Origin of the sequence: Halomonas sp. 3H, from assembly GCF_024206005.1 — a bacterium.
Classification (GTDB): Bacteria; Pseudomonadota; Gammaproteobacteria; order Pseudomonadales; family Halomonadaceae; genus Halomonas; species Halomonas campaniensis.
On the sequence record NZ_CP100360.1, the window covers coordinates 3,418,478 to 3,437,342 of the forward strand.

General features: G+C 72.6%; 15 protein-coding genes. All 15 read right to left on the reverse strand.

Annotated features, from left to right (window positions below):
• Positions 1–48: 48 nt before the first annotated feature.
• Positions 49–2,187 carry a hypothetical protein gene (locus tag NFC98_RS15755; RefSeq protein WP_254275855.1) on the reverse strand — a complete coding sequence of 713 codons (2,139 nt, stop codon included), beginning with the start codon at positions 2,185–2,187 and terminating at the stop codon, positions 49–51.
• A gap of 27 nt (positions 2,188–2,214) precedes the next feature.
• Positions 2,215–4,662 carry a DUF6519 domain-containing protein gene (locus tag NFC98_RS15760; protein ID WP_254275856.1) on the reverse strand — a complete coding sequence of 816 codons (2,448 nt, stop codon included), beginning with the start codon at positions 4,660–4,662 and terminating at the stop codon, positions 2,215–2,217.
• Positions 4,663–4,692: 30 nt separating this feature from the next.
• On the reverse strand, positions 4,693–6,249 hold the full coding sequence (locus NFC98_RS15765; protein ID WP_254275857.1) for a hypothetical protein: 1,557 nt from the start codon (positions 6,247–6,249) through the stop codon (positions 4,693–4,695).
• Positions 6,246–9,101 (reverse strand): baseplate J/gp47 family protein, encoded by a 2,856-nt coding sequence (locus tag NFC98_RS15770; protein WP_254275858.1) that lies wholly within the window; start codon positions 9,099–9,101, stop codon positions 6,246–6,248. Before NFC98_RS15770 ends, NFC98_RS15765 begins: the two co-directional genes overlap by 4 nt.
• Entirely contained in the window at positions 9,098–10,240 is a 1,143-nt protein-coding gene (locus NFC98_RS15775; RefSeq protein ID WP_254275859.1) for a hypothetical protein, read from the reverse strand. Before NFC98_RS15775 ends, NFC98_RS15770 begins: the two co-directional genes overlap by 4 nt.
• Positions 10,233–10,625 (reverse strand): GPW/gp25 family protein, encoded by a 393-nt coding sequence (locus tag NFC98_RS15780; protein WP_254275860.1) that lies wholly within the window; start codon positions 10,623–10,625, stop codon positions 10,233–10,235. Before NFC98_RS15780 ends, NFC98_RS15775 begins: the two co-directional genes overlap by 8 nt.
• A gap of 50 nt (positions 10,626–10,675) precedes the next feature.
• Positions 10,676–11,494, reverse strand: a complete 819-nt coding sequence (locus tag NFC98_RS15785) for a phage baseplate assembly protein V (RefSeq protein WP_254275861.1) — start codon at positions 11,492–11,494, stop codon at positions 10,676–10,678.
• Between the two features lie 28 nt (positions 11,495–11,522).
• Positions 11,523–12,629 carry a phage late control D family protein gene (locus NFC98_RS15790; RefSeq protein ID WP_254275862.1) on the reverse strand — a complete coding sequence of 369 codons (1,107 nt, stop codon included), beginning with the start codon at positions 12,627–12,629 and terminating at the stop codon, positions 11,523–11,525.
• 2 nt (positions 12,630–12,631) lie between these two features.
• On the reverse strand, positions 12,632–12,919 hold the full coding sequence (locus NFC98_RS15795) for a hypothetical protein (protein WP_254275863.1): 288 nt from the start codon (positions 12,917–12,919) through the stop codon (positions 12,632–12,634).
• 48 nt (positions 12,920–12,967) lie between these two features.
• A complete protein-coding gene (locus tag NFC98_RS15800; protein ID WP_254275864.1) occupies positions 12,968–13,624 on the reverse strand; it encodes a hypothetical protein in 657 nt (218 codons plus the stop codon).
• On the reverse strand, positions 13,621–13,932 hold the full coding sequence (locus NFC98_RS15805) for a hypothetical protein (protein WP_254275865.1): 312 nt from the start codon (positions 13,930–13,932) through the stop codon (positions 13,621–13,623). Before NFC98_RS15805 ends, NFC98_RS15800 begins: the two co-directional genes overlap by 4 nt.
• Positions 13,929–15,227, reverse strand: a complete 1,299-nt coding sequence (locus NFC98_RS15810) for an ATP-binding protein (RefSeq protein ID WP_254275866.1) — start codon at positions 15,225–15,227, stop codon at positions 13,929–13,931. The genes NFC98_RS15805 and NFC98_RS15810 overlap by 4 nt, the downstream gene beginning before the upstream one ends.
• Complete coding sequence (locus NFC98_RS15815; RefSeq protein WP_254275867.1) at positions 15,224–16,216, reverse strand: Pvc16 family protein; 993 nt, start codon at positions 16,214–16,216, stop codon at positions 15,224–15,226. Before NFC98_RS15815 ends, NFC98_RS15810 begins: the two co-directional genes overlap by 4 nt.
• A gap of 1,259 nt (positions 16,217–17,475) precedes the next feature.
• A complete protein-coding gene (locus tag NFC98_RS15820; RefSeq protein WP_254275868.1) occupies positions 17,476–18,348 on the reverse strand; it encodes a hypothetical protein in 873 nt (290 codons plus the stop codon).
• Positions 18,348–18,857, reverse strand: a complete 510-nt coding sequence (locus NFC98_RS15825; RefSeq protein WP_254275869.1) for a phage tail protein — start codon at positions 18,855–18,857, stop codon at positions 18,348–18,350. The genes NFC98_RS15820 and NFC98_RS15825 overlap by 1 nt, the downstream gene beginning before the upstream one ends.
• Between the last annotated feature and the right edge of the window lie 8 nt (positions 18,858–18,865).

Genomic DNA, 18,865 nt, shown 5'->3' on the forward strand with positions numbered 1-18,865 from the left:
GACCCGAGATTGACGGCCCTCGCAACGTTCGGCCAACCCCGACGCCCCCTAGACGACCCGATCCAGCAGATCCCTGACCAGGGCCACGGGCTGGACCCGAGGCACCTGGAACTCGATATCCTCCCCGTCCATCGCGAAGGGCTCGCCCTGCACATAGTGGATCGGGAAGCCGACACCGAAGCGCATGCCGCCGCCGGCCTCGGCGGCGGCCAGCTCCCAGCGCTCTTCGTAGAGGTCCAGGGTACGCACCAGCAGGTCGGCCTCGACCTGGGCAAACCCCGCCAGGTCGAAGCGGAACACCGGCTGGCCCTGCAGGGCGACGCGCGCCTCCAGCTCGAGCCCCTGATCGGGCTGCCAGTCGAGTACCACGCCGGTTTCGGCGCGGGCCTCGAGTCCCAGCTCCCCGCCCGCCTCCAGTCCCAGCGTGGCGCTGACCACCGGAATGCCCGCCCCGAGGCCGCCGCGCAGGAACAGGCGCAATCCGGCACTGGCCGGCACCGCCAGCAGCGCCTCCCCGACCACCCGGGTCTCCTCCTCACGATCCGGGTTGTAGGTCACCTCGATATCGAGCTCGTCGAGGGTGCCGGGTCCCACCGAGGCGCGCAGGTCGAGCCCGCCGCCCAGGGTGGCGAAGATGCCGACGCGCTGGCGCGCCACGGTGAAGCCGACGATGGGAATGTCCAGACGGACCCTCATCAGGTTGCGCTCCCAGGGATCGGCCTCGAACAGGGTGACGCTGTCGGGGATGCCGATGCCGCCCGTCAGCTCGACCTCGCCCTGGGGCAGCACCGCCAGGCCGGCGCGACCCTCGAGCCAGGGCGTCAGCGCGATGGCCGCCTCGCCGGCACCGAACAGCGCGATCCTCTCCCCGGGCGCCTCGAGGCGCTCTCCGGTCTCCTCATCCACCTCGCGGTTGGTGGCACCGAAGGTCAGCTCTCCGGCGATCAGGCCACGGGAGTAGGCCCCGCGCCCCTCGACATCGAACAGGCCATCGTCCAGGGAGGCAGTGAGCCCGGCGTCGAAGCCGGGCAGGTCGGCGTTGATCTCCCCGGCGATCGCCAGCGCATAGCCTTCGTCCTCCTCGCGCGGGGCGATGGTCCCCGTCAGCTCGCCCCCCTCCACCCGCGGGATGGCATCGCCCAGCGTCACCCCGGCCGAGAGCATGGCGCCCTCGCCGCGGCTCACCGAGAAGGTCAGCTCCCCGGCCTCCAGCGCTGCCAGGCTGGGGGTGATCTCGCCCTCGCCACTGACGCTCTCGCCGTCCACGGTCAGCTCCAGGCTGGCGGCCTTGACGCCGCGCAGCTTGCCCTCGCCCACTGCCAGCCTGCCACTGCCCGTCAGCGCGCCCTCCTCGTAGGCCAGCGCGACCCGAGCCGTCTCGAAGAGCCGGCTGTCGAAATCGAAGTGGCCCCCGAAGCTGAGCTCTCGACTGCTCGCCTTCGCCTCGAGCTCCCCTTCACCATAGGGGGCCAGCGCGAACTCGATCTTCCCCTCACCGCCCCAGCCATCGGCGGTGGAGGCAAAGAGCACCAGGCTGGAGTCGGTCAGCTCGAAGGGCGGCGGCAGGCGCAGGTCACCGGTATCGATGGGCTGCTCCAGGCGAAAATCGTTGCCGCGCAGGGTAAAGGCCAGCCCCCTGTCGCCGAGGATGGGTAGCTCGGGCAGCAGGATGCCCTCCACGTTCAGCCCGCCCTCCTCATCGACCTCGAGCTCGTCGAGCTCCACCAGGACCGGCAGCGCCTGGGTCGCCTCCTTGCGCTCCAGGAAACCGTCGAGCAGCGCCTGCAGGTGCCGCCCCGTCAGCAGCCCGGCGCGAGGATCGCCCGGCAGGCTCAGCACGGGCAGGGAGAGGTCCTCGCCGAAGGCTTTCCAGTCCGGATTGTCGCCGGGAATATTGACGTCCAGATAGCCGAGGTTGCCGCTGTCGGACTCGCCGTTTAGGTTGAACCAGTAGCCGCGGACCACCAGCGGTGCCAGCAGGTCACTGTCGATGGCCTGCCCCTTGTCGGGCTCATCGAACTGCAGGGCCGCGGCGGCCTCCGGCGAGGTGTAGACCACCACCGGACGGGGCGTCTCATGCAAGGTATCGTGGACACCCCTGTCGGGTGCCGAGCGGGCCGACGAGGCGACCGTACGGCTGCGACCCTCGCTCTCCTGCGGCGTGCGGGACTCCGTCGCATCGCCCATGATCGCACTCCTTGCCGGCTTTCCCGGCTAGCGGTAGCCGGTCACGAAGGCCCGGCCGATCAGCTTGAAGGTCTCGATGAACTCCTCCGGGGCGCCCCCTTCCAGTTCGGCCCGCAGGCTCACCTGCCCCTTGCCGACCACCGGCAGCCAGATATTGTCCGAGGCCGAGGAAGTGCCCGCGCCGAAGGCCAGGTAGAGGTGTTTGCTGTACGAAATCGGCCTCTCCTGGCCGTCATCGAGGGTCGTGAAGGTCAGCGTCAGCTCGCCGAGACGCTCCTGACGCTCGCGCCCCTGCCCCGCCGGCAGCGCCGCCGCCGAGACATGCAGCAGCACCTCTCGCGCCTCCTTGACGATGCGCTCGGGCAGGGGCCAGGCAGGGGCCTTCTTGAGGATGTCGAAGAGGTTGAAGCGTCCCTCCTTGCCATCCAGGGGGTATCGCTTGCCATCGGGCTCCCAGGGCTGCCAGGCCACCCCGGTCACCCAGCCGCCGCGGTGCTCGCCGGTGGCGAGCTCGGGGATGGCGCGCACCCCCTTCGCCTCCCGAGGCACCAGGAAGCCGGCCTCGTCGCGCTCCCAGAGGCCCTCGCCGGCCTGGGCCGGAGGCTCGGCCCAGACCGCGTTGCCGCGCTGGTCCTTCGCGGTCAGCACGAGCCCCTTCCTGGCCCCCGGCGGATGGACGAAGGACTTTTCGGCCACGACCGCTTCCCCGTGCACGCGAGGCGCCGTGACCCCCTTGTCGCTGCGGATCTCGCCGGCGACCTTCATGGGCCCATCCACCGAAACCGCCTGGGTGACATGCAGGTCCCCCTCGATCTTCCCTCCTCGGGTACGGTCGAGGACCACATCGTCGAGGCTCTGGGGCGGTGCCGAGGAGGAGGTCCTGGCCCGATAGGGCAGCGTGCGGGCATCCAGCCGGCAGAGGAGGTCATTGAGCAGGACGCCGAGCGGCTGGCGGCGCTCCTTCCAGTGTCCGAGCCCTGCCTCCGTCAGCAGGGACCTGACACTGGGCTTGCGATCGCACTTCCCGAAGTGGTGGGTCACCGCCTCGCTGTTGAGATGAACCAGCAGGGCGTCCAGTGCCTGCTGGACGTTCTCCGGCGGCTCCCCCTCGCCCGGTGCGAGCAGGGCCTTCCAGCGCTCCGGCACGAGGCCCGCGTCGTAGCCGATGCGGTCGGCCAGCAGCGAAGCCAGGTCGAGACACTGGAAGCGCCGCCGGGTGGCGTCATCCAGCGGCTGGGGCTCACCATCCACCACGCGGTAGAGGCGCAGGTAGTGATGCCGGATACCCAGCGGGGTCGCGCTGGCCAGTTCGATGCGCGCCGCCTCCTCGGCGGCCTCGCGCAGGGTCGCCAGCCAGTAGTCGCCGCTGACGAAGCGTCGCTCGCCAAGCTCCAGCTCGAGGCTGTAGCGGTCCAGCATCAGCAGCAGTCGCTCGTCGGTCAGGTGAATCTCGGCGCTGCCGGCCTGGCGGGCTTGCTCCTCGCTGTCGTGACGCTGCAGCGCCGTGCCACGGTGCCAGCCCTCCTGCCATTCCCAGGCACCGCCCGAGCGCGTCAGGTGGCAGTAGCCATCCCAGCGGCGCAGCCAGGGCAGCTCGGGGTCCTCCTCCTCGTGGGGGGCCCGGCCGGCGACCAGCGCACCACGCCTGGGAGTCCCCGCGCTGTCATGAAGGTGGATGCCGAGATGGCAGTCGCTGTCGGGGCCGAAGGGCTCGTAGACCCGGTCGGGGCTGACGAACCCCGGCGGCAGCGCGTCGCGCGCCTCGGCCTCGGCGCCATTCTCCCGGGACCACTTGAGCACCAGCTCCCCGTCGCCTCCCGGGCCGGGATGGTGATGCACCTCGAGACGAAAGAGCGCATCACCGATCCCCGGGTGGAAGACCTCCAACTGAGGCTCGCAGGGGTCGTCGACCAGCGTGGCCTCCTCGCGCTCCCGGATCGTCAGCGAGGCATCGCCACAGGCGGGCAGGTCGGCCGCTGCGTCGAAGGGGTCGTCATCCAGAGGCGCCCACTTGAGCTGCACCATGGTGCGGGTACGGGTGCAAGTGTCGGCGCCATTCAGCGCCGGGTCGGCCAGCGAGGGGTCCTCCAGGGCGGTAATCTCGCGCTCCCAGAGGTCGACGTAGAGCACATGGTCCCCCGCCGGCGGGGCGAGCCCGGGCAGGTCGGCCTGCACGCTCAGGGGGTCCGCGCCCGCATCGGCGCCGGGTGCCGCCACCCACTCACCCAGCCGGCCATCGACCGCCACCCGCCCCCACCGGAGGGTGGGTCGGCCGTCCTCGTCGATGCCCAGCAGGCCGCCACTCGCCGGCATGCCGCTGCCCAGCGCCTGTCGACTGCTTTCCACCAGGGTCCGGCGCAGGGCATCCACCAGCGCGTTCCAGTCGGCATCGGTCAGCACCCGCCCCTGCTGCTGGTGAACCGCGTCATAGCGATGATCCGACTCCCTGCGATAGCGCGATATCTGTGTCTTCATGTCGTCTCCCTGCCTGGTGTCGGCTCTGTTTCAGCGCCGCAGTCGAGGGGGCTGTCGGGCGAGGCGCGGGTCGGTGATGATGGCGGTGGTCATGCCCAGCGGCAGATGCTGCTCGAGCTTGTGGCGGACCGCCTCGAGGCGACGCTGGTGGAAGCGATGGTGGTAGGCCCCCATCTCTCCCCCGTCCTCGGCGCCGGCATGGATCTCGGCGGGCCCGTCGGGATGCAGCACCCCGCAGCCCTCCTCGCCGAACTGTCGGGAGAGCATGACCGGCGCCCGGCTGGCCATCGAGGCGTGATGCACCTCCAGCCAGGGGCGGTCCTCCACCGCGGCGTAGGGCACCAGCGCCGGCAGGCTGCTGTAGCGCAGGCAGCCACGCCGGGGCGGGCCGCTATCGCTGGCCAGGTCGGCCCGCAGCGGGCCCAGCACGAGGCTGTCGCTCGCCTGGAGGTGTTCGGCCACCAGGCCGCCCAGCACGGTGGAATGCTCCAAGCGACACAGCGCCGTGGCGGTGCGTGCATAGCCGGCCAGGCTATCGCGCAGCGACAGGGCCGGCACCTCGCCGCGCGGCGAGAAGACCACCACGGCGCGACTGGCGGCGCAGCGTTCGAGATGCAGGGTCGCGCGACTCACCCTGAGCGTGTGAAGGAAGACCAGGTCCTCGAAGTGGAAATGGCGCGCCACCCCGTCGTCGGGGAGGTCCAGCACCACGCGGCCGGTGACCGGCAGCGGGTGCCCGTCGGCGCTGGCCACCCGATGGTGCTCCGATTCGAGCATCCAGCCGCTGGGCACCGGGCGCCGGATGCGCTCTACCTCCCAGCGCCAGGGCGAGGTCGCCACGAGGCGCCGACAGGCCTGGCGCCCATCGCGCAGCGGCCGCCAGTCGGCCTCCCCGCAGGCGATGTCCCCCGGCAGTGCCATGCCGCCGACCGGCTCGCGCGCCAGGGGGAAGAACCCCCGGCCCGGCGGCAGGTGCAGCAGCAGGCTGCGCGGGTGGAAGCGCCGCGGGCGGCGGCCGCCCACGCTCAGCTCCGCGGTGCGTAGCGTGAGGTCCTCGTGGCTGCCGGGAAAGCATGGCACCCCGGACTCGCCGACGAGCCGCGGGGTGCCGTCATCGTCCAGCACCCGCCGCATGCGGTAGCGGAAGTCGGGCGTGACCACCCGCGGCAGCGGGGTGCCGGGCAGGTAGGTGGTGATCACCCGCTGCCAGCCCTCGTGGACCCGCGCCGGCGAATCGGCCACCGCCGCGGCGAGCTCCTCCAGGGCCGCCACGGTGCCCTTGCGCTTGCGCCAGCGCACCGCATTGAGCACCTCCTGGCGCCGCCCCGCCACCGTGGGCGAGACCAGCCGGGCATCCAGCAGCTGGCCGAGGTAGGGCAGGATCCAGCTCTGGGCGCTCTCGTGGAAAGCATCGTCCAGGCGCTGTTCGAGGGTGCCGTGCAACTGGTCGAGCAGCAGGCCACAGCCGTCCAGCCAGGCGGCCAGCTGGCCCGACTCGTCGCGCTGGCGATAGAGCTCGGGCAGCAGCAGCCACAGCTGGCGGCCCAGCCGGCTCGACCATTGGGGATGGGGGACATCGGGCATCATGGGGTCGCCTCCTCCCAGTCGATGGCAAGATGGCCGGCAGCCAGCGGCAGGTGGAGCACCTCATCCACCCCGGCAGGCACCTGGCGCAGCCCGCTGTCGAGCGCCGGCATCCGGTCGCGGCCGATGGCGCAGCGTGAATTGACCACCCCGTCCACCGCCTCGATGTAGCGGAACACCTCGGCGATGGTCAGCGGCTCGCCGATATCGCGCTCGGCCAGCGTGAGCGCGCCCTGCAGCACCCGGCGCACCGCCTCGACCACCGTGTCGGGGTCGAAGGCCGCCGTGTCGAGGCGCAGGCGGGCGCGCAGGTGGATCGCGACCGGGGCGGCCTCGACCAGCCCCACGCGAATGCCCGGTGCGACGTGGGACTGCAGGTAGGCCGACAGGCTGGCCAGCAGGTGCGGCGACGCCTCCCCTCCCGCCGGCAGCACCACCACCGTGACCGCCCTGGCGCGTCGGGTGCGCGCCGGACCCGGACGCGCCCGGGCGCGCCAGACGCTGCTGTGGCTGGTCGCCAGGGCGGCGAAATCCGCCAGCGAGACGGCGCGATCGAAGGTCAGCAGGGTGGCCGGCGCCGAACGACGCAGCGATTCGCTGTCCTCGACGGCATTGCCACCCACGGCGGGCAGGGGCTGGCGCACGCCCGAGAGGCGCGGGTCGGGGCGGGCCAGGCGCTCCAGGGAGCCCGGCGGGAGGTTGCCGACCGGACCGCTGCCCTCGCGCCAGCCGATTCGCACGTTGCCGCGGCGCGCCGGCACGCGGCGTCCCCGCTCGCCATCGCCGAAGCCCAGCAGCAGGTCGCCATCCTCGGTGTAGCGCACGGTGTAGTGGCGATCCTCGGGGCCGGCGTCATGCAGCTGTCCCACCTGCTCCCAGTGCTCCCCCTCCACCCGGACCTCGAGCGCCGCGCGCACGCCCCCGGGCAGCTGGCGGTCGGCGGTAAAGGCCACATCCTTCAGGGCGACAGGCAGCCCCTGCGGGGTGATATCGACCCCGCCGTAGACCCTTTCCGGACGCGCCTCGCCATGCCCGGCGGCCACCACGTTGCCGTGGATGACCACCTCCGAGACCCTCAGGCCCAGGTCGTCGAGGGAGGGCGACAGGAAGACCCGCCCCTGCGCGTCGACCCGCTCGACCTCGGCCTCGACGGCCCGCCCGGCCGCACCGGCCACCAGCACGCGCCGCCCGCGACCCAGCTCGGCGGGCAGCGTCTCCAGTGCCAGACCGGGACCGGTAACGAGGCCCTCGTTGCGATCCCAGCCCCGCGGCCGCGAGACGTGTCGAAAGCCGCAGTGCAGCACGCTGTCGCCGAGCCAGAAGCGGCCGCCGCCGCGGTGTGCCCAGCCGGCGACCGTCAGGCGACGCCGCTCCCCCTCGAGGGAGGCCACGCTCTCCAGCCGGCCACAGGCGAACTGCTGCCCCCGCTGCACCACCACCAGGCCGCCCGCCTCGGCATCCCGGCCTCCCCTGACCTCCAGCTGCTGGTCCAGCGGCCGGCATCGGTCATTGCGCACGAAGGGCTCGAAGGGCACGCCGCGTGAGGGCGGTGCCGCCATCACGTACTGGGGGTTGCCGCGCTGCGACTCCCCGAGCAGCGGATCCTGGGTCGAGTCCTGAATGCGCAGCAGGCTGAAGCCGGCATGGGCGACGTCCAGGTCGGCCGGCCGGTACTCGACGCCGAGGATGCGATAGGCCTTCAGCTCCCGGTCGCTGCCGGGGCGCGCGACCCAGCTTCCCGCCAGGTCTCGCAGGTCGCCGGCCACCTTCAGCCGTACCACCCCACCCGCCTGGCCCTCCAGCTCTCGGCCGATGACGCCGGACACGGCCAGGCGGCGTGCCTTCGCCAGGTGGCCATGGCGGAAGTCGAGCCAGTCGAGGGGCCGGTCGAGGATCACGGCGCGCGCTTCCCGCGCGACCACCCGGCGAAAGCGGTCGGCGGGATCGGCGGCGGGCCCCAGGTAGACGACGTCGCCGGGGTCGAGGGGCGGCGGCGGCTCGGCGAGGCGCAGGCGCCTCGCCGCCAGGGGGGCGGCGACCTCAGGAACCGGCCCGAGCAGCGTCGGCCTCTCACGTACCCCGTGATGCACCCGGGTCTGCCCTCGGACAAAGCCATGCCTCTCGCCGAGGCCCTCCGCCAGACGCACCCGAAGCCAGCCGGGCGCCACCTCGCTGACCCCAGCCACCCGACACACCCGCAGGCGCCCCTCCACCTCGTCCTCCAGCACCAGCGGCTCGTCGGCTCGGACGTCGCCGGGCTTGCCGGGCAGCTCCAGCTCATCGCCGCACAGCGGGGCCGGCGAGCGGTCGTGGCCCGCCAGGCGCAGGGCATTCAGGGAGGCATGAACGTCGATATCCTCGAGGGTCTCGAAGGTCAGCGGGCCGCCCTCCAGCGGCTGATGGCGCACCGCCAGGCCCGCCGGGATCCGGCCATCGCGCCCCTCCCGGGCAAGCAGCACCAGCGGCGTGGCGGCGGAGGCCGGCGGCGCGGGGATATAGTCGATCATGGTCACCAGCTGGCGCACGCGCTCCCACAGCGTGGCCGTGCCCAGATACCCCTCGTTGGCCTCGGCATCGACATGGCCGGCCAGCACCTGGCTGGCGCGGGCGAGTGCCCGGGCGATCTCCCAGGCGGGGTCGCGGGTCGGGGTGCGGTACTGGTCGAGCAGCCGCTCGCGGCGGGTCTCGTCGCGCTCATCGGGCGGCGGTCCCATGACCCGCTCCCAGCGGGTGAGCTCGGGCTGGCCGGCAAATCCCGCGCGCAGGGTCTCGAGGAAGCTGGCGGCATTGCCGTGGACATACTCCAGCCGCGCCAGGCCGGCGCGGTTCCAGCGGGTCAGTTCGTCTCGTTTCATCCCCGCAGCCCTCCCTTGAGGTCGAGGCGAAGGTGACCCCGTGCCGGCCGCGCCGGGTCGCCGTCACACACCGGGAACTCGAGCCCGGAGAGCGCAATGCGTCCCGAGCGCGACTCGTCCGGATAGCGCCGTCCCGCGCGCTTGAAGCGAGTGAGGCAGACATCCCGCACGCCGGCGAGCGCCATCAGGGCCTGATAGAAGTCCGAGGCGTAGAGGTCCTCGCCGAAGGACAGACGCCCCGGGTGGAAGAGCCCCGCCGGCCCGTCGCCCAGCACGCGACGCACCGCCGCCTCCACCTCGGAGCGAAAGTGCTCGTCCGCTACCGTGACCCGCAGGCCCAGCACGATGCCCACCGCCGCGGCATCGCGCAGGACCACCTCCTGGCCCGCCAGGCGGCGCGCCTCCAGGTAGTCGCGCAGCACCCGGCGCACGCTGAGTGCCTCCCCGAAGGGCGGTCGCCACTCGGCCCCCTGCCCATCGAGGAAACGGGACAGCCGGCGGGACAGCTCGGGCGGCGCCACCGCGGGCAGCGGCTGGTCCAGGGGCTCGCCGTTCCAGCAGATCACCGCCACCTCGATGCGCTCCCAGGCCCCCGTCCAGCGCGACCAGGCGTGGGCCTGCTCCACCAGCGGATGGGCGATCAGGGTGGCGGCGTGGTCCTCCAGGGTGACGGCACGCTCCTGCCGGCGAATCCTCCGCGGCCCCTCGGCGCGATCGGCGTCCAACAGATCGGGGCGCGCCCGCCACAGGCGATACAGGGCCTCCCGGGAGAGCTGGCGATGCTCGGCGGCATCGAAACCGATCATGCGCAGCAGGGCGTCGACGCTGGCCGGCCGCCGTGCGCTGTCGAGGGTGGCCTCCGCCGTGACGCGGTCGTGCATGTCCGACAGCCAGTCGAGCTGGGTGGCCAGCACCTCCACCAGCACCACCTCCAGGTCGGCGGGATTCCAGTCACCGCGTTCGGGGAAGCGCCGGGCCAGGTCGGCCAGCATCATCGCGCGGAAGCCCTCGAAGTCACGGGTACGCCAGTCGAGGTCATCGGGGATCGCCGGCGGCGGCTCGGGCATCCGCACGCGACGCCCGCCGCAGTCGGGACAGCCGCCATCGAAGCGCAGCTCGGGGCGCGGGAGCTCAGCCATGCCAGCCCTCCCCGACCACGAAGGTCTGGCGCTCCTGACGGTCGATGGCCGCTAGCCGATAGCGAATCTCGATGATCAGCCGCGCCTCGTCGCTGTGCAGGTCGACCCTGAGGGTGGCGGGGTCCACCTCCCCGCGCAGGGCCTCGGCGAGCGACGCCGAGAGCTGCTGGGCGGCGGTCTCGCGCAGCAGGGAGTCGGGCGCGGCGAACACCAGCCGCCGCGCGCCAAACCCGAACGCCGGCCGGTAGATGCGCTCGCCGGGGGCGGTGAACAGCACCTGCTCGATGCGCTGGCGTATCTGGTCCGCCCGCCCGCAGCGCCGGGCGCCGCCGGCCTCGATGGCGAACGGGAAGGCCAGGCTGTCGCGTTCCGGCATTCTGCTCATTGGTCACCTCCTGCCGCCAGGCGCCGGGCCCGGGCGATGGTTCCGGCCCGTCAGCCGGTCATGGTTCGAGTGGAGAGGGTGCTGAACTCGCCCTGGGGAATCGGCGGCCCCGACGGCCCCGTGCTGGTGGGGTGCACATGGGTGGCGAAGAGGCTCAGGAAGCTGGTGCCCTTGATCAGCGGTTCGCCCCCCTCGCCGGCCAGGCTGACCATGCTGCCGTTCACCACCACCCGGGTGCCGTCCACGGTGATGCCGGCCGGTCCCATCTCGATGCGGTTGCCGAAGGCGTCCTCCACCACGGTGCCGGTGCGGGAGAGCACCAGGCGATTGCCGCTGGCATCCTCGAGGCGCACCTCGCCCCCCTGGCTGTCCAGCACCAGGGTGGCACCGCCGGGGTCGGTCAGCCGTGCCGCCCCCTCCGGCTCCAGGGTCAGCTCCGCGCCTCCGGCATGGCTGAGGCGGCAGCGCTCCTCGCCGGGCTCGTCGTCGAAGCGCAGCTGGTGGCCCCCCGGGGTTCGCCATAGCCGGCTGCGGGGTTCCGCCCGGGCCGCCCCCTCGGGCAGCTGGTCGGGGTGCTGCCAGGTGCCGCCCGTCCAGATCGGCCGGTCGATGTCGCCCTCCTCGAACTCCACCCAGACCATCGCGCCGGGGTCGGGGATCGCGAAGAGGCCGTAGCCGGGGCCGGCGAAGGGCACGCAGGGCAGCGCCCAGTCGGTCGCCTCGCTGCCCAGCACCGAGGGGATGCGCAGCTGCAGGCGGCCGGCCTGGTCGGGGTCGGCGTTGTCCACCACGAAGCCGCGATACTTGCCGAATCGCCGCTCGTCGATATGCCGGGCGAGTCGCGCCATGTCCTTCTCGAGCTCGGTCATCGTCTCCTCCGGGTTGCCGATGGATGTATCAGGACTCGGGCCAGGCATCCTGGCCCAGGGCGTTGCGAATCAGTCGGAAGCGCTGCCGATAGCCATCGGCGGCAAAGCGATGGGTCACCTCGGCGACGTAGTAGCGCCCGCCGTAGGTCGAGCCGACGCCGTCGATCACCACGGTGCCGTGGGGACGCAGCACGTGGCCGTAGCGCACCCCGTCCAGTTCCCCCTCGGCGACCACCTTCCAGGCATTCTCGTTGGCCGCGGCGATGGCCCGGGCCACGACCTCCGCCTGGGTGGCCCCGCCGGGCCGCGGGAGGTCCCAGACGAAGGGCTCGTGCCCCATGCCCGCGCTGCCGGCCGACTGCCGGCCGAGCAGCGGCAGGTCGGGCTCATGGAGCTCGGCATGGGCCTCGCTCTCGTCGGCATCCGCGCGCACCACGCGAACCGCATCGGGCAGGTGGCCGTCATGGCGGATATCCACCGAGAGGCAGTTGGTGTCGCTGCCGGCATGGACCAGCAGGGGCGGCTGGTCGCCCGCCTCGAGCCGGGGGGCGTGGAAGTGCAGCACCCCCTGCTCGACGAACAGCTCGAAGCCGTTGGCCTCGGCGCGGCGGCGCAGGAAGCGGATGTCGGTCTCGTCCTGGTTGAGGGCCGCGTTGGTCAGGCCGTCATCGCCCTCGAAGGCCAGCCCGTGGGATGCGGCGATCTCGGCGGCGATCTCGCCATCGCGGCGCGGCTCGTCGCGGCGCGACCAGCAGCGGCGGTGATGGCCACGGTCGAGCAGCAGGGATTCATCCTGCAGCGCCACCTCGACCCGGGCCTCGGCCATGGACTCCGGGGCGGTGACGGTCACCTCGCGGATCACCCCGTGCAGCACGGGCTGCTGGTGGTCACCGAAGGCCGCCATGACCACGACCCGCCGCCAGGGGCGCAGCAGTTCGCTGTCCTGGAGCCACCACTCGCCGGTCTCGTCGCGAAAGGTGTCGAAGCTCAGCGTGCCCACCCCCGCGGCGCCGCGCTCGAGACTGACCTGGACCTCGCGCAGCCAGGGATAGAAGGCCGCCAGCTCCTCGTCGTCGATGAACAGCCGGCACTCCACGGGCTGTCGCAGGGGGGCATCATTCGCCGAGGCGCCCATGCTCACTCCTCCCGGGCCGGAATCAGCAGCACCTGCCCGACCGCCGATGCCTCCAGCAGGTCCCCGGCGAACAGCCACTCGGGGTTGGCGTCCAGCAGGCGCCACCAGCGGTGCGGGTCACCGTAGTAGTAGCGCGCCAGCTGGTCGGGGCGGTCCCAGGCGCCGAGGGTGTGCTCCAGCACCGGCGTGGCCGGGCCCAGCTCCCGACTGCGCAGCCCCGCGAAGCCTTCGCCCTCTGCGGTGGCCCGGAAGCCACGGGTGCCGGCGTAGCGCGATGTCCGGTCGATCATGGTCGCTCTCCTCTCGGGCGCTTGTCGTGGTCTCTCCTGAGGTCTCGACTAGGTGACCTGCGGCCCCTCCTCCTGGCGCAGGGCCGTGCGGAACTGCCGCTTGATCTCCTCGCCGTAGAACTCGTTGCGGCTCTCGATGACCTGCAGGGTCAGCGTCGCCCGGGCCCGGTAGGGGTAGAGGCTGGGCAGCCAGTCGCTCACCTCGACCTGGGCCTGGGTCATGAACACCGGCAGGTGGTGGGGCCCCCAGCGGAACAGCAGCACCGAGGCGAACTCGTGCCGGGCGAAGGCCCTGGCCCCGCCCTGCCCCAGGGCCGCCAGGGTCCGCTGGCCGTCGGCCCCCTGGACCTTGGGCTCGAGCATGCTGCGCAGGGTATCGAGCTCCGGCTGGACGCCGAGGCGCGACGCCGGCTCCTCGCCGGCATTCATGCGGTCGGTGGCATCGAGCAGCACCGTCACCGTGAAGCTCTCGGGCTCGAGGCTGATGCCCTGGGAGGCACGGGGGACCTCGCTGCGGCCGGCAAAGTCATAGCCGCCCCGGGTGCCGGGCGCGTTGCCGGTGCGCAACGAGACGCTCCGCGTGCGGGTCATGGAGGCCGGATTGAACTCGAACTCGAGCCTCAGGGGCCGGTCGACCTCGGCATACTCCTCGAGGCTGCCGCGCTGGTAGCGCAGGCGGCCATGGTCACCGCTGATACCGTTCATGAGTGTCCTCCGGGATGGGGGTCGAGATCGGCCGTCGGGGGCCGGCCGCTATCCGCTCGGGTCAGCTCCCGGGCGAGGCAGTCGCGCAGGCGCTCGGCGATCAGCCGCGCCAGCTCCTCGGGCCCCGCCTCGGCGGGCAGCGTCAGCCGGCCGAGATCGAGCCGGTCGAGATCGTGCCGACCCGTGGCCAGCGGCTGCCCGGGCGCCAGGTCGGCGAGCTCCCTGGCGAGCCGGCACGCGATGAGTGGCCGCCAGGCGGCACAGCGCGGCGGCAGGTGGAGGCAGAGGTGGTCGATGCGCAGGCTCATGGCATCTCCTCCAGGAACGCCTGCAGCGGGCCCAGGGCCTCCCGCGGGGTGTCGCGGCCATCCTTGCCGAGCTCATGCCAGACCGCCTCGGCCAGCGCCGGCATGCCCAGCTCGCCATCGCGCCCGGCCGCCAGGAAGGCGGCATGGGTCGCGGCGTTGCGGATCTGGCCGCCGGTCAGGCCGACCTCGGCCAGGCGATCGACATCGAGGTCGCTGGCCAGCGGGGCCCTGGGCGGCAGCAGCCCCCGCCAGAGGCGGCGGCGCGCGGCCCGGTCCGGCCGTGGAAACTCGATTACGGTCTGGAAGCGGCGGATGAAGGCGGGGTCGAGGTGCTGGCGCTGGTTGGTGGTCAGGATGCAAGGCCCACGGTGGCGCTCGATGCGCGCCAGCAGGTGGCTAACCTCCATGTTGGCGTAGCGGTCACGGGCATCGCTGACCTCCCCCCGGCGGCCGAACAGGCTGTCGGCCTCGTCGAACAGCAGCACCGCCCGACGGCCGGCGGCGGCATCGAAGAGCCGGTTGAGGTTCTTCTCGGTCTCGCCGATGTACTTGCTGACCAGCAGGCCCAGGTCGACCCGGTAGAGCGGCCAGCCGAGGCGCCGGGCGATGGCCTCGGCGGCGAAGGTCTTGCCGGTGCCGGGCGGCCCGGCGAACAGCGCCACCGGCCCGCCCATCGCCCGGGCGCCCCAGTCGCCGTAGACGCGCTCGGCCTGGGTCACCCAGAGCAGGAAGGTCTCGATGCGCCGGCGGGCATGGGCCGGCAGCACCAGCGTCTCCCACTCGGCCTCGACCGGGAGCGCCAGCGCCCCGGGCAGCGTCACCGCCTCGCCCCGCCCCATCAGCCGGGCCAGCGCGGTGGCCCCGGCGCGCAGGGGCTGGTAGGCATCCAGCCGCTCGCAGCTGACCAGGTCGCGACGTCGCAACGGGGCCTGCTCGGCCAGGCGTTGCTGCAGCCCCTCGCCCTCGTGGTCATCGAGGAACAGCAGGTCGCGGATCAGCGCCGGGCTGGCAAAGGCCCCGCCGGGCTGCAGCGAATGGTAGAGCATGCCGATGCCGGCATCGGTCTCCGGCGCCAGCACGCAGGCCAGGATGTCCTGCTCGAGATCGTCCAGGGCGTGCTCCTCGACGAGCTCGCGCCAGGGTGAGCGCTGCCGGCCGCGCCGCACCCTGGCCTGCAGGGCGGCCAGGCGACGGCGCTGCGCATCGCTGACCTCGCGACCGGCACGCCGCTCGGCGACCAGCTGGCCCAGCAGGCCCAGCCGCTGGCGCTCCGGCTCCAGGTTGGCCACGCTCATGGCGCCTCCTCGGGGTGGATCGAGACCAGGATCGGGTCGCTGCGCTGGCCACCGCTCGGCCGGCGCGCATGCAGTGCCGCCTGGCCGGGCCCGGAGAGTGGCAGCGCCACCCGGACCGCGGATGAGAAGGCGGAGGCAGCGAGGCGCCGCACCGGTGGCACCAGGGCCAGGGCCGGCTCGGCCAGCACCCGCCAGCCCTGGTCGCGGTCCCACACCTCCCAGACCAGCTCGACCTCCTCGGGCTCGCCGGCCACCAGCACCTCCACCTCCAGCGGCAGGGCCGACTCGGCCGCCACCAGGGCCTGGCTGAGTCGGCCGCCATCATCCAGGGTCGCCAGCAGCGGGCGCCAGTCGCCATCGCCCCGGGGCGTCAGCCGGGACGGTGCCGCGGCCTGCAGGGCAGGCGGCATCGCCTCGCCGTGCGTCTGGGCCGAGACCCCCACCCCCAGGCTGCCGACGCGCGGGCGACGGTCGGCGGGCTGCCCCAGCGGCAGCGGCAGCAGCGCCAGCTCGTAGGCCATGGAGGGGCGGCTGGCGATACCGCTCTGGTTCGCCCAGAGCTGGTTGAGCGCCTCCAGGTCGAGGTTGAGGGGAATCACCTGCAGCCGCGCCCGCCCCTGCTCGTCCTCGACGTCGAGGATCGGCTGCCGGTGAAGGGACGCCACCACGCCCCCCAGCAGCCGCAGGTCCATCTCGCCGGCCGTGATGGTCTGCCCCTCGTCGCCGGTCTCGTCGCTGGAGAAGGCGCTCAGCAGGCAGTGCAGGCGCAGGTAGATCGGCGCCGGATAGGCCCCGTCGGCGGGAAAGCCGTCGATCTCGGTGCGGTAGACGAAGAGCCCCAGGTGCTGGGCATCGGGCTCCTGGCGCGCCTCGGCGAGCACCGCTTCCGGGTGGCCGATCAGGATGCGGCTGGCCGGCATCGCCAGAGCCTCGGCGAGATAGGCACGCAGGGCGCGGGCGGTGCGGGATAGGCTGTTCGGCTCGACCATCAGGGCCTCCGCATGTAGCGCCGGCTGGAGAGACTCGACCAGGCGCTCGGCGATACGGGCGACCCGGCCTTGGTGCCGGCCTCCTCGACGACGACCTCCACCCGGCCGATATGCACGCTGGCCTCACCGTGCGGCGCCTGGCGTCGTGGCCGAGACTCCTCGGGCGGTGGCGACAGGAGGGGCTCGACGACCTCTCGCCGGGGCGAGGCGGCGCGAGGACGGCCGGGATCGAGGGAATGCGACTCGACGTCAGGCTCGGGGAGCGCCCGAGAGCAGGGCGTCGCCGGCCGCTCGCGACGGGCGGGCGGCGAGCCGGCATCGCAGGGGTCTGACGGGGTGCCGGTGGTGGGGAGGGTCGGGCCGTCGTCAGGCTCCACGACGGACCTGACGTCTCGTGCCTGCCCTCCCTTGGGCGGCATGGTGGATGCAGCGGTCGTGTTGCTCACCGGCAGCACTGAGGCGGGACCCTCCTCAGCGGGCCTGGCATCGCCGGAGGGCGCGACGGTCGGCGCATGACGCCCCGCCTCGTCGCCAGTTCGAGCGGTCGCTGCGCGGGCCCCGGGCACGGTGCCGGGTTCCGGGTACGCAGAGGCCGGCGGCAGCCCGGACGCAGGGTCACGGCCTGACGCCACCGAGGGGGCGGGAGCCGGGGAGAAAGCGGAGGCTGGCCCCGGACGTCGGGCGCTGTGCCCGGGACCTCCGGGCTCCGGTACCTTTAGCGCGTGTGACGGACTCTCGACCGACCATCGCCTGGTACCCTCGGACCCGTTGCGAGGTTCCTGCCGGGCGGGCCCATCGTCCTGTCGCCGGGCGGGGGGGAAAGGATCATCAACGCTGTCCGCTTCGCGCTCGAGTCCACGATCAGGGGGTCTCGCTACCGAATCACTCACACTTTCCTGAGAATCGGATAAAGACACTGACCCATTCGCTGTCGATAACGTCACGTCAGGCTGTTCAACCAGATATCCCGCTCCCGCCCGGGAAGCGTCCTGCGGTGGCGGGGAAGGCGTTGCCGTGTCGGCATCCGGGGCATCACGGCCGCTGTCCGGCCGCTGGCCCGCGCCTCCCGGCACCGCAGCAGACCCGGCAATTTCCGCCGGGCCAGGGGCCAGTCCTCCTGAGGAGGACTCTAGTTCGCCCATGGGCATCCCGCCAGGCGGCCTGCGGCCCTCTGCCTGGAGCGCGGTCCGCTGCGCCTCGAGATAGATCCCTCGGATGAACTCCATGGCACTCGCTCCTTGCCGGCGCACCGGCCCGGCTCACCGATACAGGCCCCGCTCCCGGTCGATCAGGGCCAGATAGTGCTGCCGCCGCCAGCGCGGCAGGTCGAGGATCTCGCCCTCCTGCCAGTGGTAGGCCAGGGCCAGGCGATGCACCTCGCCGAGCAGGCCATCGATGCCGAACCCCAGCCCCAGGTCCGCGGCTACCGGCACGCGCTGGCGGGTACCGCACTCCGGGCAGTCGGCCTCGAGCTCGCTGGCCACCTCCGGCGAGGCCTCCTCCAGCGCCGCATCGATGGCCGCGAGCTCCGGCGGGGTCAGGCTGGCCGCGAGGGCCTCGACGGTGAAGCCGCTGTCCGCCTCGAGCAGGCAGTCGGCCACCAGCCGGCGAATCGCGGCCTCCTCCTCCAGGCCCGCCAGGCGGGCCTGGTCCGCGCCGGTGGGCACCCTCAGGCGCAGCCGCCCATGGCGTGCCAGCTCGAGCTCGGCCCAGGGATATCCCGCCCCGGCCGGCTTGACCGGCAGCTCCGAGCGGCGGAAGTGGAGGTCGAAGGGCGCCCCGCACTCGCGACAGGGGTGGCTCAGCCAGACCGCGTCGCCCACCACCACCCTCGCCAGCTGCCGTGTCAGGAAGCGGCGATCGCCCACCGACATGGCCGCGACCGTCGCCCGGTCCAACGGCCCTCCCTCGAGGCTCTCGATGGCCACCGCCAGCAGCTCGGTGATCCGCTCGGGCAGGCTTCGAGCGTCTTCCCCCCCTGCGGCCAGGGCCTCCTCGAGGCGCCCGGTCAACGGGCGAAAGCGTACTTCGTTCAGGCGGCGACCCTCGCGCAGCACCCCTCCCGGCAGCCGACAGGTGCCGGGGGAACTCGCCGCCGCACCGACTCGCCCGGCCTCGTCCGACATGCGCATCAGGACTCGGTGGGCTCGGAGACGCTGGTGTCGCGCTCCCAGCCCTCGTGCTCGAGCTGGATGGTCTGGATGCCCACGCTGTTCATGGTCCCGGCATCGAACTCCGGCAGCGCCTGGTACTCGGAGACCCAGGCGCGGTAGAGCTTGTAGGAGATCGCCACCTGCCCCTGCAGGTTGAGCACGTTGATGACGATGTCCTTGCGGAAGTTCTTCAGCGACATCCCCCCGTCGCCCTGGATGCTGTTGACCAGGTTGGCCCACTGCTCGAAGACCGGATCGTGGGTCAGCCCCTGCTCCAGGGTCACCGGCTCGTAGCTGGTACCGCCGGGCAGCCGGCGCTCGTGGGTCGGGTCGCCCCCGGTCCGCCAGCCCACCGCCTCGGTGGTGCGCTTGAGGGCACTCATCTTGCTGAGGCCGGCGACCGGCCTGCCGTCGATCAGCACCTGGAACTTGAAGGTGCGGTAGGGATCATGCCGGTGGGTATTCACGGTGAAGAGTGGCGCTGCCATGGTTCGCT